The sequence below is a fragment of the Ramlibacter sp. genome (assembly GCF_013697775.1).
Classification (GTDB): Bacteria; Pseudomonadota; Gammaproteobacteria; order Burkholderiales; family Burkholderiaceae_C; genus Ramlibacter.
Window position 1 is genome coordinate 1 of record NZ_JACCWG010000370.1, and the last position, 13,376, is coordinate 13,376.

Below are 13,376 nucleotides of genomic sequence, written 5' to 3' on the forward strand. Positions count from 1 at the left end.
AAGCTCCTGCTGCGTCTGCCCATCCAGCTCAATCGACTTGGCGACCCGCATGGCATCACACCCCCTTGGCCATCGGAGTATGCCTTCGAGCGAAAGTTCAACTAATTCGCGCGCACTACACTAGTGCGACGTCGCGGCCAATGTCCGTGCTCTTTCCTTTGATCACGTTCAGCGCGTGCCACATCCCAAGCCACACTTGGGGAAGAGCGAGTTGCGGGTGCCGCATGGTCAGTGTAGTCAAAGTGTCGCGCCCGCGCTCCAGAATTTCGGCTGAGTCGCTGTGCGTCATCGAGATGCCGGACTGCAGCAGCGCGTTGCTGTCCAAACGCGGCAGGGGTTGCGTCAAAGGCCTGCTGACCTGCGCGTTTCCAAGTGCCTGCGCCACCACATGCGCCAGTTGGAACAACAGCTCGCTGTCTTCCTCAAACAGGTCGCCCACCATGCGCTGCAACTGCCCGCTCCACAGCAGCGTATGGCTGCGCGCTTCTGCCAGTTCGGCATCCACGACCAGCTTCTTGCCGCGAATGCGGTAGCTCCCCGTCAGGATGAACGTGGCGCCCAGGTGGCGTTCGATCAAGTCCAGTCCGCCACGCTCGCGAAGAGCCGAGGTGGACTGCCGGGAAATCACGCGGACGCCGATGCTGCGGGACAGACGCGCAATGACCCCTTCGGCAATCAGCTCGCCAACCATCCAGGGCCCGGTCTCCGGCAGTCCGCTCGCGAAGGGAATGACAGCCAAGCCTGGTCGAGGATCGTGCTTCGCGGCCATCGTCCAGTCCGGGGCGTCTCCGCTTCTGGGGTGCGCCCGGAACAGGCGCATGGGCCGAGTCAACGGTTGCGCAGGCTGATCGCCCAAATCCTCGAAATCGGCGTCGAGCCCATCAGCCAGCCTGTTGCGCAACTCGGACGTCACCACCACTTCTCCGGGCTGGGCCAACGCTGTGAGCGCTGAAATCAGCTGTACGTCCGCACCACGAATGCCATCTTCCTCCCGCGAGTAGCTGGCAAGATGCGCGGCAGTGCGCAACTGCAAGCGCTTGGAAGCATCGGCGCGCGAACCCGCGGAGTCGGCCAGTTGGCCCAGCGCAAAGGCGGCTTGCACGCAACTGCGCGCGTCCGCGAATCCATCATCAGGCCGTTGTCCATCCGCTGGACGATGTGGCCTTTGTGGAACGCAAGAAGTTGCCATTTGGCTTCGCGCGCCCACCCCTCCAGCCGATGCCGAAGTACACCGCCGCTGTCCGATACGCGCTGGTCCCAGTCGGCCACGTCCATCACCATCAGCGGACGTCCCTTGACCCTGGTGGAGGGGCTTTGGATTTTGGTCGCACGCATCGTCACTCCCCTGTGGATTGGCCGCCTCCGTTCGGCGGAGAAAGCGATCCTAAGGTGAAACGATGCTGATGTGTGGTGCCGTGGCCGTCGGCCTGAGCTGGTCGCGTCACCCGCCTGACGTGCGGGCGCGGCTGCTGCGTGCGGGGCGCTGACTCGTCGGCTCCTTGGCGGGGGCAGCACCCCCTTCCGGAAGACCCAATTGCCGCAAGGCTTTTGCAGTGCGCTGGCGTATCGCGCTGTCAGCGCTGCCCGTCGCCAAGTATGAGGACACGGTCAATCCCGGCACTTCAGCCAGCAGCTTGCCCAAAGTATCCTTTCCCTCTTCAATCCGGCCGAGCTCGGCTTGCGCCGTCAACAGCATCCGCAACGTAGGCGCATGGCGCTTGCTAGCCTTTAGGGACCGGTTGAAGTAGGTGATTGCCTGTTCGTGCTCGCAGTCTGCAAACAAGGCGCCGCCCGTGAGCAGGTCGAAGAAATAGCGCAGGGGATCAACTGGCGAGAGGGAGCGGGCGAAATACGCCTCGGTCACCGACAGCGAACTGGAGTCCCACATGGTCGAATAAAGACTCTTGAACAGCCACGCTAAAGGTTCGCTCGGATTGGCCTCGATGGATGCATCCAGGTAGCTGCGGGCTTTTTGAGGATTGCCAAGCAACTGGCACTGGATATAACCCTCCAGAGCCAATGCGATGGCATTTTCAGGTTCAGCCTCGAGCGCACGAATCGCCTGCTCGCGCGCTCGCCTTGTATCTCCTGCAGCATCGTCGCTCTTGCCCTTGATCACATTCAGCGCATACCACATTCCCAACCAAACCTTGGGAAGCGCGGATTTGGGATGCAGCACCGTCAGTTGAGTCAACGTGTCACGCGCGCGTTGCAGCATTTCGACCGAGTCGCTGTGTGTCATAGAAATGCTGGCCAGCAACAGCAGGTTGCTATCCAAACTCGGTAAAGGTTGCGTCAAGGGCTTACTGACCTGTGCATTTCCAAGTGCCTGCGCCACTGCATGCGCCAACTGGAACAGCAGTTCGCTATCTTCCTGAAACAGGTCGCCGACCATGCGCTGCAATTGGCCGCTCCACAGCAGCGTATGGCTGCGCGCTTCGGCCAGCTCGGCGTTCACGACCAGTTTCTTGCCGCGAATGCAGTAACTTCCCGTCAGGACGAATGTGGCACCCAGATAGCGTTCGATCATGTCCAGCCCGCCACGCTCGCGAAGGGCCGAGGTGGACTGCCGGGAAATCACGCGGACTCCGATGCTGCGGGACAAGCGCGCAATGACCCCTTCAGCAATCAACTCGCCAATCATCCAGGGCGCGGCCTCCGGCAATCCACTGGCAAAGGGGATGACAGCCAGGCCGGGACGAAGATCGTGCTTCGCGGCCGCGGCCCAGTCCGGGGCATCTGCGCTTCGGGGATGCGCCCGGAACAAGTGCATAGGCCGAATCGGCGGTTGCACAGGCTGGTCACCCAAGTCTTCGAAATCGGCATCGAGCCCGTCGGCCAGCCTGTTGCGCAGCTCGGCCGTCACCACAACTTCTCCCGGTTGGGCCAGTGCTGGGAGCGCTGAAATCAGCTGTACGTCCGCGCCACGAATGCCATCCTCACCCCGCGCGTAGCTGGCAAGATGCGCGGCAGTGCGCAACTGCAAGCGCTTGGAGATGTTGGCTCGCGGACCCGCGGATTCGGCCAGTTCGCCCAGTGCAAAGGCGGCTTGCAGGCAACTGCGCGCATCCGCAAATTCCATCATCAGGCCGTTGTCCATCCGCTTGACGATGTGGCCTTTGTGGAACGCAAGGAGTTGCCATTTAGCTTCGCGCGCCCACCCCTCCAGTCGATTCCGAAGTACGCCACCGCTGTCTGACAGGCACTGATCCCAGTCGGCCACATCCATCACCATCAGCGGACGTCCCTTGACCTTGGCAGATGGGTTTTGGATTTTGGTTGCACGCATCGTCACTCCCTGTGAGATTGACCGCCTCCGGTTCGGCGGAGAAAGTGATCCTAAGATGAAAAGATGCGGATGTGGCGCAATAACCGTTCGCCATTAGGCCGCCGGAATGTGCGTAACCGTCTGCCGTCTAACGGCGGCCGGCCAATGGGCGCGCGCGGCCACCACGTTGAGGCGACCTGCCCGCTTGCTCATCGGCGGGAACACCACCTCCTTCCGGAAGGCCCAACTGTCGCATCGCGCTCGCCATACGCTGACGCATGGGACTATCGGTGCTGCCCATTCCAAGATAGGAGGACACCGTCAGTCCCGGCACCTCGGCGAGAAGGTCGCTCAGGGTTTTCTTTCCTTCGTCAATCAGTCCCAGCTCAGCCTGAGCCGTCAACAACAGCCGCAATGTCGGTGCGTGGTGCTTGTTGGCCCTCAGCGATCTTTGGGCACAGGCGATGGTCTGCTCCAGGCGGCGGTCTGCAAGCAGGGCATTGCCCGTGAGCAGGTCGAAAAAGTATCGCAAGGGATCGACCGGCGAGAGCGAACGTGCAATGAACGCCTCGGTCACAGCGGCCGAACTTGAGCCCCACATGCCAGACACAAGGCTCTTGAACAGCCAAGCCATGGGTTCGCTGGGATTCGCTTCGATGGCTGCATTCAGATAACTGCGCGACTGCTGCGGATTGCCAAGCAACTGGCATTGGATGTGGCCCTCGACAGCCAAGGCCATTGCGTTGTTGGGTTCCGCTTCCAGTGCGCGCGCGGTCTGTTCGCGAGCCCGTTGCGTATCACCGCGTGCATCGCCGCTCTGGCCCTTGACCACGCTCAGCACGTACCACATCCCCAGCCAAGCTCTAGGCAAGGCGAGCCCGGGGTGCCGCTCGGTCAGCTCGGTCAACGCTTGGCGCCCGCGCTCAAAAGTTTTAGCCGAATGGCTGTGCGTCATGGAAATGCCGGCCAGCAAGAGAAGGCTGCTGTCCAGACGCGGCAAGGGCTGGGCCAACGCTTTTCCAACCTGCGACTTGCTGAGCATCTGAGACACCGTGCGCGCCAACTCATACAGCAGCGCGCTTTCCTCCTGGAGCAGATCACCCAAGGTGTGCTGCAACTGCCCGCTCCACAGGAGCGTATGACTGCGTGCCTCGGCCAGTTCAGCGCTTACCGTCAGCGCCTTGCCGCGAACGCTGTAGCTTCCCGACAAGACGAACGTGGCGCCCAGGTGGCGCTCGATTTCATCCAATCCGCCGCGGTCGCGCAAAGCCGAAGTGGAATTGCGGGAGATCACCCGCAGGCCAATGCTGTGGGACAGGCGTGCAATCACTCCTTCGGCGATGAGCTCGCCAATCATCCAGTGCTTGGTCCCGGGAATTCCACCATCGAAAGGAATGACGGCCAAGCCGGGCCGGAGGTCCCGGGTTGCGGCCATTGACCAGTCGGGCGCGTCTCCTTGTCCAGGACGCGCATGGAATAGGCGCACGGACTGGATTGACGACTCCATCCGTCGCTCACCTAGATCCTCGAAATCGGCATCCAGCCCATCGGACAGCCGATCGCGCAATTCGGCTGTCACCAGCACCTCGCCAGGCTTAGCAAGGGCAGCTAGTGCAGTCGTTAACTTGACGTCCCGGCCAGTTGCTTCATCACGGGCCTGTGTGTAGTGAGCGAGATGAGCACCAACCCGCAATTGCGGGCGGTTGGAGTCATCTGGGTGCTGTGTCTCAGAGGCAGTCAGTTGGTTGAGGGAAAAAGCGGCTTGCAGGCAACTGCGGGCATCGGCAAATTCCATCATCAAGCCGCTATCCATGCGTTTCACAATGCGCCCCTTGTGAAACGAGAGCAGTTGCCAATTCACCTGCTCTGCCCACCGCTCCCTTTGAGGCGACAGGGCATCGCCGGCGGCTCCCTTACGTTGGTCCCAGTCGGCCACATCCATCACCATCAGAGGCCGTTCAGTCTCGCTCATTGTCGCTCCCGAGAATTCGATCGTTTCGACCAAGCTAGGGTTTGTGCTCTGCCAAGAGCGCTAAGTTGGGTTCAGTCGGTGGAATTTGCAACGCGCTCCTCCCCATGGTCTGATCGACTTGACCCATATAGCGGGTCAGTTTATCCAATTCTCAGCACCAAAGGAGAGATTCATGAACGTCACGAAAACCATTTCACTTCAGCTCGGTTCCACCGGTCATCCTGCCAAGTTTGAACATGTCGATGCGCACCAAGACAGGCGCGCGGAAAGGAAAGCTCTCGTAGGCAGCGGGTGCATCACCACGCATTTCGTCGCAGAACACGTGCGTAAGACAATGGCGGCCGGCGCCCCGCGCGCCGTCGAAAAGTAACCTAACAGAGGGATTCATCACATGCCAAGGCAGCCGGACATGCAATCGGACACCACCGTCAAGTTCCACCGCATCTATCCGGCTGCCGTCTCGCCCATGCGGGCGGACAAGTCCGCATTGGGCCTGATGCCCACCATGGCGTTTCGCCATTGCGAGCCCATGCGGCTCGCTTCATCGTTCGGCTGGTACGCGTTTCCGGCCGAAGAGGTCACCCTGCGCTGGAACGGCTCCGACGTGTTCGTCAAGGAGGACGGCCAGTGGCAGCCGCTGGTGCGTTCGGAACTCCCAGGGTTCTCCGACTACTGGAACCGGCATGCGCCGCCAGACCTGGTGGACCTGGCCCCCCCTTTTCTCACCCGGCTGCAATTGCCCGGCCTGGTCCAGATCTGGACCGGCCTGCTGTGCAGCACCCGGCCCGGCTGGAGCGTGCTGGTGCGCCCGCCCAGCAACATGCGCGGCAGCTTTTTGTATTCGCCCTCCGAAGGCATCATCGAGACCGACCGGTTCCAGCCCTGCCCGCTGTTCATGAACATCCAGCTGGTGGCGACCGACGTCGACATCCACCTCCCCAAACTGGTGCCCCTGCTGCAGGTGCAGCCGCTGCTGCGCGAAACCTACGGCGACGCCGCGCATTCCATTCAGGAATCCGATGGCCTGGAAGCGCAGGAGGACGGCACGCCGGCCCTGAGCCCGCAGGAATGGTAGGCGTACCGGCGCACCATCCGCGTCGAGACGCTCGGCGAGCCGCCCGAGTCGGGCCACTACGCGGCCGACACGCGCAAGCGCGCCAAGGACCAATGACGCGCCCGAAGCCCTGGTAACCCTGGGCCGCCGCCAGCGGCTTAACAAAGTAGGCTTGACTAATGCGTTAGCTGTTGCTAATATGAACGCATGTCTGCAACCCCCTCCCTGAATTCGGTCATGCGCACGCTTGCCGACCCCACGCGACGGGCCGTGTTCGAGCGCATCGTCGGCTGCGAAGAGATCAGCGTCGCCGAGCTCACCCAGGACAGCGGCGTCACCCAGTCGGCCGTGTCGCAGCACCTGCGCGCCCTGCGGGACGCGGGCCTGGTGACCGACCGCGCGCAGGGCCGCAATGTCTTCTACCGCGCGGAGCCGAAGGGGCTCGCCCCGCTCGTCGAATGGATGGGCCATTACGGCGTGTTCTGGCGCGAGCGCTTCGCCAACCTCCACGACCTTCTGAAAGAGATCGAGCCATGAACCACACTGCACCCGCCACGCAAGCAACCGACATCGTCGTCGAGGACACCTTCGCGCACGCGCCGGAAACCGTCTGGAAAGCCTTGACCAGCGGCGCGCTCATCGGCCGCTGGCTGATGGAGCCCAAGGGCTTCGCGCCGGTCGAGGGCACCGAGTTCACCTTCCAGACCACGCCCGGCGGCGCATGGGACGGCGTCATCCGCTGCAAGGTGCTCGAGGTGGTGCCGAACGAGCGGATCGCCTATGCATGGAAGGGCGGCCACCCGGACAACGTGGGCTACGGCGCGCCGCTGGACACGGTGGTGACCTGGACCCTGGCGCCGGCGGACAAGGGCACGCGGCTGCGCCTGGTCCATTCGGGATTCGTCGCGCCGGCCAACGACTCCGCGCTGAAGACCATAAGCGAAGGCTGGAAGAAGGTCGTTCCCCGCATCGGCGACCTCGCCGGCGAGCTGCACTGAGCACGCGGCAGCGCACACACAACCACCAGAAAGGCACCTGACCATGAGCGAGAACTACACCGGCGGATGCGCCTGCGGCACCATCCGTTTCGACATCGCTGCCAAGCCGGTCGCGATGAACGACTGCCAGTGCCGCGACTGCCAGCGCCGAAGCGGCACCGGCCACGGCTCGTACCTCACGTTCGCCTCGCGCGCGGCCGCGAAGCTGACTGGCGAGGCGAAGGAATGGGACGTCACCGGCGACGGCGGCACGCTCAAGCGCCACGCGTTCTGCCCGGCCTGCGGCTCGCCGGTTTATCTGACCTTTCCCCAGATGCCGGACCTGTTCATCGTGCATGCCGCGAGCCTGGACGACCCCGCGATGTACAAGCCGCAGTTCGTGCTTTTCACGGCGAGCGGCCACCCCTGGGACGCGGTCGGCCCGGCACTGCAGACGTTCGAGCGGATGCCACCGCGCGCGGCCGCCGGCTGAAACACACCGGCTGGCCCGCTTGAGCGCGCCCGCGCGGCGTGGCACCATCCGCGGATGACCAGGCCCGCCGCTCCTACGCAGCATCTCGCCGACCTCGCGCGGCTGCGCCGCGTGCGCGACCGCATCGACCGCGAGTACGCGCAGCCGCTGGACGTGGAGGCGCTCGCCTATGCCGTGGGCATGTCGGGCGGGCACCTGCACCGGCAGTTCCGGCTGGCCTATGGCGAGACGCCCTATGCGTACCTGATGACGCGGCGCATCGAGCGCGCGATGGCGCTGCTGCGCCGCGGCGATGTCAGCGTCACCGACGCCTGCTTCACGGTCGGCTGCGGCTCGCTGGGCACCTTCAGCACCCGCTTCGCCGAGCTGGTGGGCATGCCGCCCAGCGTGTACCGGCGCGAGGCCGCGGGCGCGGCGGCGGGCATGCCGCCGTGCGTGGCGAAACAGATCACGCGGCCGATCAGGAATCGAGAAGCGCCGCCAGCGCAGCACAATTAGACTGGCTGCATGGACATCAACATTCACTCAACCTTCCTGCCGCACACCGATGCGGAGGCCTCGCTCGCGTTCTACCGCGACACCCTCGGCTTCGAGGTGCGCAACGACGTCGGCTACAACGGCATGCGCTGGATCACGGTCGGCCCCACGGGGCAGCCCGGCACGTCCATCGTGCTGTCGCCGGTGGGCGCGACGCCCGGCATCACCGAGGACGAGCGCCGCACCATCTCCGAGATGATGGCCAAGGGCACCTACGCCATGCTCCTGCTGGCCACCAAGGACCTCGAAGGCGCCTTCGCGCGGCTGCAGGCCAGCGGCGCCGAAATCGTCGCGGAGCCGACCGACCAGCCCTACGGCGTGCGCGACTGCGCCGTGCGCGATCCCGCGGGCAACATGCTGCGTATCCAGCAGCTGCGCTGACCATGGCGACAGCGGGTCCGACCTCCGGCCAATCGGCTTCCGAGCTGATCGACGAGCGCATCGCCGGGCTGAAGGACTGGCGCGGCGCGACGTTGCGCCGCATGCGCAAGCTGATCCACGAAGCCGTGCCGGATGTGGTGGAAGAATGGAAATGGATGGGCACGCCGGTGTGGTCGGCTGGCGGCATCCTGTGCACCGGCGAGTCATACAAGGACAAGGTGAAGCTCACGTTCCTGAAGGGCGCGTCGCTGCCTGACCCGGCGAAGCTGTTCAACTCCAGCCTCGACGGAAACGCCCGGCGCGCCATCGACATCGCCGAGGGCGAAGAGGTCGACGCGCAGGCGTTCAAAGCGCTGATCCAGGCCGCCGCCGCGCTCAATGCGCCCGGCGCCAAGGCCAAGCCGAAGCGCGCGAAGTAGGCACGGAGGTTGCGCAGTCCATGAAGTCCCGCAGTTCCACCGGTGGCCTGGTCTATTCCACGGAGCTGGGCCGCACCTGCCCGGTGTGCCGCAAGGCCATCGCGCAATGCACCTGCGCCAGGTCCGCAGTGCCAACACCGCCTTCGGACGGCATCGTGCGGATCTCCCGTGAAACCAAGGGCCGCGGCGGCAAGGCGGTGACGCTCGTGCGCGGCCTGGCGCTGGACGCGGCTTCCCTGGACAAGCTGGGCAAGCAGCTCAAGGCCGCGTGCGGCTCCGGCGGCACGGTGAAGGACGGCGTCGTCGAAATCCAGGGCGACCATTGCGCCAAGGTGCTGGAACTGCTGCAGGCACAGGGCCACAAGGCCAAGCGCGCCGGCGGCTGAGACCGGGTCCGGCGATCTCGCCTCGCCGCCGCCGCGCATTGGCAGCCGCGCTCTTTACTCAAACGTGCGCACGACGCAGGACGCTTTGGTCGTGATCAACCAGCTGTCCTGCACCCGATGCATGACGAAGTGATCGTTGAACAGCTTCTTTCCGATCCGCACCTTCACTGCTGCCGTTGCAAGGCTGTCCGAGATGTTCTCCATGGAGAGGATCGCTTCATCCCTCGGCGCGCCGGTCGATCGAGGGCTCGGCCTCCCGTGGATGAGCGCCGCATAGTCGGGCGACGACAGGGTTTGCAGCTGGCCTTCATCGAGCCACTGGACAAGGCAGCTCGGGTGGAAGACCTTGTCGAAGTCGCGGCTCGTCGGCTCATAGGCCAAATTGAAATAGTCCTCGATCAAAGCGACTACTGCGTGGGTCTGGGTCATTGCTCTCTTTTTTCAATGGTCGGAAGACCCGTATAGTGAAAGATCCTCCCGCCCTCCGCTACTGCGAATCGGTGATCGCTGCCATTACAGGAACACATAGATCATGGAAGACCTCGATGGAGGACTTGTCAGCGGTTTGCTTGCCCTTGCTGCCGTCGCCGAATCCAGGAGCTTTGGCCGCGCCGCGTCTCGCCTGGGCAAGACGCAGCCTGCGATGAGCCGTGCCGTCCAACGATTGGAGGACCGCCTGCGCGCGAAGCTTTTGCATCGCACCAGCCGGCAGGTTGAAGTGACGGACGCCGGGCATGCGCTGCTATCGAAAGTGCTGCCGTTGCTCCAGGGGATTGAAGAGGCAACTGCCGCGGCCTCGAACCAGACCTCGGTCGTCGACGGAACACTGCGCGTGGCCTGCGATGCCGTGTTCGCGCGCCTTGTGCTGGCACCCGAGTTGGCCCAGTTCCTGAAAGACCACCCTGCTCTTCGGCTGAAACTGGAGACCAGGAACGACCTCCCGGACCTGGTGAGCGACGGGTTCGACCTGGCAATACGGTTTGGACCGCCATCCGTTTCAAACTTGGTCTGTCGCAGGCTATACAGTCCACGCGTCCTGACCGTCGCCGCGCCGTCCTACCTGGAGCAACGCGGCCGGCCGAGGTCGCCGCAGGATCTGGTCGATGATGGCCATGAATGCATCCTGGCCATCGACCCGACTGCCGGCAGGCCCTTCGAATGGGAGTTCTGGCGCGGCAACGAGAAGGTGAAAGTGGCGGTCAGCGGGAACCTGACGGTCACGGATGCGGGAACCAAGATCGGGGCCTGCCTCGCCGGCTACGGGATCGCCCAGGTGATCGACCTTGGAATCGAAGCGCACCTGCGTGCAGGCACGCTGGAGCCGGTTTTGACCGACTGGCCCGACGAGACCTTTCCTCTTTACGTCTACTACCCCAGCCGGAACCACGTTCCGGCCAAGGTAAGAGCGTTCATCGACTTTGTTGCGGGCATGATGCCCGAGCCGCGCTTGAACACCTGGTAGGCGTGCAACGGGCCTGCCATCTGCACTTCAGGAGCCACAAGCGACAATCGCCGTTTTGCACAACGGAGACACGCCATGCTCAGCAAGAACACTATCTGCCTCTGGTACGACGGCACCGCGCTGGAGGCGGCGCAGTTCTACGCGAAGACATTCCCTGACAGCGTCGTCGGCGCCGTCCACCGCGCACCGGGCGACTTTCCGTCCGGCAAGCAGGGCGACGTGCTGACGGTCGAGTTCACCGTCATGGGCATTCCCTGCCTCGGCCTGAACGGCGGCCCGGCGATCAGCCACAACGAGGCCTTCTCGTTCCAGGTGGCCACCGACGACCAGGCCGAAACCGATCGCCTGTGGAACGCCATCGTCGGCAACGGCGGCAAGGAAAGCGACTGCGGCTGGTGCAAGGACAAATGGGGCCTGTCGTGGCAGATCACGCCCCGCGTCCTCACGGAAGCGTTCACCGGTGCGGACCGCGCGGCGGCCAAGCGCGCCTTCGACGCGATGATGCAGATGAAGAAGATCGACGTGGCGGCGATCGAGGCGGCGCGGCGGGGTTGAGCCTGCGCAACACGGGTCATGGCATCCGGTGCAAGATGCGCAATCCTTCACCGTCAACGAGAGCCATCCCATGCCACAGCCGACCCGCGAAGGCCAGCCCGTCCCCCAGGTCAAGTTCCGCTACCGCGCGAATGACGACTGGAAAGAGATCACCTCCGACGCCCTGTTCAAGGGCCGCACGGTGGCGGTGTTCTCGCTGCCCGGCGCCTTCACGCCCACCTGCTCCAGCACCCACCTGCCGCGCTTCAACGAGCTGGCCTCCACCTTCAAGCACAACGGCGTGGACGAGGTGGTCTGCATCGCCGTGAACGACCCCTTCGTCATGGAAGAGTGGGCCAAGAGCCAGGAGAGCGACAGCATCTTCATGCTGCCGGACGGCAATGGCGCCTTCACCGAGCAGATGGGCATGCTGGTGGACAAGAGCGATCTCAATTTCGGCAAGCGCTCGTGGCGCTACTCCATGCTGGTGCGCGACGGCATCGTCGAGAAGATGTTCGTCGAGCCCGAGGAGCCGGGCGACCCGTTCAAGGTGTCCGACGCCGACACGCTGCTGCACTACGTCAACAAGGACGCCCAGGAGCCCGCCCAGGTGGCGCTGCTCACCCGCGAAGGCTGCGCGTTCTGCGCCAAGGCCAAGAAGCTGCTGGACGAGGCCGGCGTGACCTATGCCGACGTGCCGCTGCCGCACAGCATCCGCACCCGCGCGCTGGGCGCGATCGCCAAGGCGAAGACGGTGCCCCAGCTGTTCGTCAACGGAGAGCTCATCGGCGGCAGCGACGCGGTGGAGCAGTGGGTGAAGCAGCGGCAAGGCTGAGGTGCTTGCGCGGGGGGGAATGACCGTGACGGACTCCCGCGCCGCGGTCGAACTCAGCGAGTCGGAGCTTCGTGCGGTCGCCGGTTATGCGGCGGCGTGCGCGCTGCCCGCGCTGGCGATTTTCGAGCGTGAGCGGCCCGGCGATCCACGGCCACGCGCCGCCATCGACGCCGCGCAGGCATTCGCGGATGGAGCCAGGCGCACCCAGGTGCTGCGTGACAGTTCCTGGGCGGCGCAACGCGCGGCGCAGGAGGCGCGCCTTGCCGGCCAGCCCGCAGCGAGCGAGGCTGCGCGCGCTGCCCTTGCCGCGGCTGGCGCGGCGTTCCTCCATCCACTGGCTCAGGCAACCCAGGTCAAGCACATCCTCGGCGCTGCGGCGCACGCCGCCCGCGCGTTTGAACTTGCCACCGGGGACGATCAAACGGTTGCAGCCGATCGCATCGCTGCCGCGGGCGGCCTCGCACCTGCGGTCGTGGTGGATATCCTGAGGCGCTACCCGACCGCGCCGCCCGGAGGTGGGCGAGCTGGACAACTCATCCGCCAGTTGGACGCTGCGCTTCGGCAGACGCAAAGCGCAGCGCCACACGACCGCGGCGGCCGCGAGCTCCTTTAAGCCCCATTGCAGAATAGGCGGATGCGCCAAGCCGCCCTCCCGTTCCCGCCCGCCATCTCCGCGCCTTGTCCGGCAGCCACACCATGACCGTCGCCATCATCGGCGGCGGCCCCGCCGGCCTCATGGCCGCGGACGTTCTGGCGCAGGCCGGCGTCGCGATCGACCTGTTCGACCGCATGCCCTCAGTCGGCCGCAAGTTCCTCCTGGCCGGGCGCGGCGGGCTCAACCTCACCCATTCGGAGCCCACGCCCGCCTTGCTGTCGCGCTATGGCCAGCGTGTCGGCGACCTGCATGCCGCGGTGAGCGCGTTCGACGGGCCGGCCGTGCGCGCCTGGGCCGCGGGGCTCGGCATCGGCACCTTCGTCGGCACCTCTGGCCGGGTGTTCCCAACCGACATGAAGGCCGCGCCGCTGCTGCGCGCCTGGCTGCACCGGCTGCGCGCCGC

General features: G+C 64.8%; 18 protein-coding genes. 14 read left to right on the forward strand and 4 right to left on the reverse strand.

Going from position 1 to position 13,376, the window contains the following annotated elements:
* Nucleotides 1-115 precede the first annotated feature (115 nt).
* The 3 genes from H0U68_RS18605 to H0U68_RS18615 all read right to left on the reverse strand — a co-directional run bounded on the left by H0U68_RS18605 (nt 116) and on the right by H0U68_RS18615 (nt 5,273).
* Complete coding sequence (locus H0U68_RS18605) at nt 116-1,102, reverse strand: hypothetical protein (RefSeq protein WP_296358307.1); 987 nt, start codon at nt 1,100-1,102, stop codon at nt 116-118.
* 339 nt (nt 1,103-1,441) lie between these two features.
* Nucleotides 1,442-3,289, reverse strand: a complete 1,848-nt coding sequence (locus tag H0U68_RS18610) for a hypothetical protein (protein WP_296358309.1) — start codon at nt 3,287-3,289, stop codon at nt 1,442-1,444.
* Between the two features lie 127 nt (nt 3,290-3,416).
* On the reverse strand, nt 3,417-5,273 hold the full coding sequence (locus H0U68_RS18615; protein ID WP_296358311.1) for a hypothetical protein: 1,857 nt from the start codon (nt 5,271-5,273) through the stop codon (nt 3,417-3,419).
* A gap of 139 nt (nt 5,274-5,412) precedes the next feature.
* Between H0U68_RS18615 and H0U68_RS18620 the strand changes: the two genes are divergently transcribed.
* The 9 genes from H0U68_RS18620 (at nt 5,413) to H0U68_RS18660 (ending at nt 9,487) form a co-directional block, all read left to right on the forward strand.
* Complete coding sequence (locus H0U68_RS18620) at nt 5,413-5,610, forward strand: hypothetical protein (protein ID WP_296358313.1); 198 nt, start codon at nt 5,413-5,415, stop codon at nt 5,608-5,610.
* A 39-nt stretch (nt 5,611-5,649) separates the two neighbouring features.
* On the forward strand, nt 5,650-6,315 hold the full coding sequence (locus H0U68_RS18625) for a hypothetical protein (RefSeq protein ID WP_296358315.1): 666 nt from the start codon (nt 5,650-5,652) through the stop codon (nt 6,313-6,315).
* Nucleotides 6,316-6,501: 186 nt separating this feature from the next.
* Nucleotides 6,502-6,831, forward strand: coding sequence for a metalloregulator ArsR/SmtB family transcription factor (locus H0U68_RS18630; RefSeq protein ID WP_296358317.1), 330 nt, complete (start codon nt 6,502-6,504; stop codon nt 6,829-6,831).
* A complete protein-coding gene (locus H0U68_RS18635) occupies nt 6,828-7,292 on the forward strand; it encodes an SRPBCC domain-containing protein (RefSeq protein ID WP_296358319.1) in 465 nt (154 codons plus the stop codon). The genes H0U68_RS18630 and H0U68_RS18635 overlap by 4 nt, the downstream gene beginning before the upstream one ends.
* A gap of 43 nt (nt 7,293-7,335) precedes the next feature.
* On the forward strand, nt 7,336-7,764 hold the full coding sequence (locus H0U68_RS18640) for a GFA family protein (protein WP_296358321.1): 429 nt from the start codon (nt 7,336-7,338) through the stop codon (nt 7,762-7,764).
* A 54-nt stretch (nt 7,765-7,818) separates the two neighbouring features.
* Nucleotides 7,819-8,262, forward strand: a complete 444-nt coding sequence (locus H0U68_RS18645) for a helix-turn-helix transcriptional regulator (protein WP_296358324.1) — start codon at nt 7,819-7,821, stop codon at nt 8,260-8,262.
* 9 nt (nt 8,263-8,271) lie between these two features.
* The gene (locus tag H0U68_RS18650) at nt 8,272-8,682 is read left to right on the forward strand and encodes a VOC family protein (protein WP_296358326.1); all 411 of its coding nucleotides are present in this window, start codon (nt 8,272-8,274) and stop codon (nt 8,680-8,682) included.
* Nucleotides 8,683-8,684: 2 nt separating this feature from the next.
* Entirely contained in the window at nt 8,685-9,101 is a 417-nt protein-coding gene (locus H0U68_RS18655; RefSeq protein WP_296358328.1) for a DUF1801 domain-containing protein, read from the forward strand.
* A 20-nt stretch (nt 9,102-9,121) separates the two neighbouring features.
* A complete protein-coding gene (locus tag H0U68_RS18660; RefSeq protein WP_296358330.1) occupies nt 9,122-9,487 on the forward strand; it encodes a translation initiation factor Sui1 in 366 nt (121 codons plus the stop codon).
* A gap of 54 nt (nt 9,488-9,541) precedes the next feature.
* Here the strand turns inward: H0U68_RS18660 and H0U68_RS18665 are convergent, their stop codons facing one another.
* Entirely contained in the window at nt 9,542-9,916 is a 375-nt protein-coding gene (locus H0U68_RS18665; RefSeq protein ID WP_296358332.1) for a nuclear transport factor 2 family protein, read from the reverse strand.
* 103 nt (nt 9,917-10,019) lie between these two features.
* Here H0U68_RS18665 and H0U68_RS18670 point away from each other — a divergent pair, with 103 nt between their 5' ends.
* The 5 genes from H0U68_RS18670 to H0U68_RS18690 all read left to right on the forward strand — a co-directional run.
* The gene (locus H0U68_RS18670) at nt 10,020-10,949 is read left to right on the forward strand and encodes a LysR family transcriptional regulator (protein ID WP_296358334.1); all 930 of its coding nucleotides are present in this window, start codon (nt 10,020-10,022) and stop codon (nt 10,947-10,949) included.
* Nucleotides 10,950-11,024: 75 nt separating this feature from the next.
* Entirely contained in the window at nt 11,025-11,504 is a 480-nt protein-coding gene (locus tag H0U68_RS18675) for a VOC family protein (RefSeq protein WP_296358335.1), read from the forward strand.
* A 70-nt stretch (nt 11,505-11,574) separates the two neighbouring features.
* Entirely contained in the window at nt 11,575-12,318 is a 744-nt protein-coding gene (locus H0U68_RS18680) for a glutathione peroxidase (RefSeq protein WP_296358337.1), read from the forward strand.
* A gap of 19 nt (nt 12,319-12,337) precedes the next feature.
* Nucleotides 12,338-12,931: a putative immunity protein gene (locus H0U68_RS18685; RefSeq protein WP_296358339.1), complete on the forward strand. Its 594-nt coding sequence runs from the start codon at nt 12,338-12,340 to the stop codon at nt 12,929-12,931.
* 83 nt (nt 12,932-13,014) lie between these two features.
* The coding region (locus tag H0U68_RS18690) for an NAD(P)/FAD-dependent oxidoreductase (RefSeq protein WP_296358341.1) at nt 13,015-13,376 on the forward strand (362 nt) is incomplete at its 3' end.

Coding starts and splice junctions, on each gene's coding strand:
- H0U68_RS18640 (WP_296358321.1), top strand. CDS start 7,336: ATGAGCGAGAACTACACCGGCGGATGCGCCTGCGGCACCATCCGTTTC.
- H0U68_RS18685 (WP_296358339.1), top strand. CDS start 12,338: ATGACCGTGACGGACTCCCGCGCCGCGGTCGAACTCAGCGAGTCGGAG.
- H0U68_RS18625 (WP_296358315.1), top strand. CDS start 5,650: ATGCAATCGGACACCACCGTCAAGTTCCACCGCATCTATCCGGCTGCC.
- H0U68_RS18665 (WP_296358332.1), bottom strand. CDS start 9,916: ATGACCCAGACCCACGCAGTAGTCGCTTTGATCGAGGACTATTTCAAT.
- H0U68_RS18620 (WP_296358313.1), top strand. CDS start 5,413: ATGAACGTCACGAAAACCATTTCACTTCAGCTCGGTTCCACCGGTCAT.
- H0U68_RS18660 (WP_296358330.1), top strand. CDS start 9,122: ATGAAGTCCCGCAGTTCCACCGGTGGCCTGGTCTATTCCACGGAGCTG.
- H0U68_RS18655 (WP_296358328.1), top strand. CDS start 8,685: ATGGCGACAGCGGGTCCGACCTCCGGCCAATCGGCTTCCGAGCTGATC.
- H0U68_RS18610 (WP_296358309.1), bottom strand. CDS start 3,289: ATGCGTGCAACCAAAATCCAAAACCCATCTGCCAAGGTCAAGGGACGT.
- H0U68_RS18675 (WP_296358335.1), top strand. CDS start 11,025: ATGCTCAGCAAGAACACTATCTGCCTCTGGTACGACGGCACCGCGCTG.
- H0U68_RS18680 (WP_296358337.1), top strand. CDS start 11,575: ATGCCACAGCCGACCCGCGAAGGCCAGCCCGTCCCCCAGGTCAAGTTC.
- H0U68_RS18630 (WP_296358317.1), top strand. CDS start 6,502: ATGTCTGCAACCCCCTCCCTGAATTCGGTCATGCGCACGCTTGCCGAC.
- H0U68_RS18650 (WP_296358326.1), top strand. CDS start 8,272: ATGGACATCAACATTCACTCAACCTTCCTGCCGCACACCGATGCGGAG.
- H0U68_RS18635 (WP_296358319.1), top strand. CDS start 6,828: ATGAACCACACTGCACCCGCCACGCAAGCAACCGACATCGTCGTCGAG.
- H0U68_RS18645 (WP_296358324.1), top strand. CDS start 7,819: ATGACCAGGCCCGCCGCTCCTACGCAGCATCTCGCCGACCTCGCGCGG.
- H0U68_RS18670 (WP_296358334.1), top strand. CDS start 10,020: ATGGAAGACCTCGATGGAGGACTTGTCAGCGGTTTGCTTGCCCTTGCT.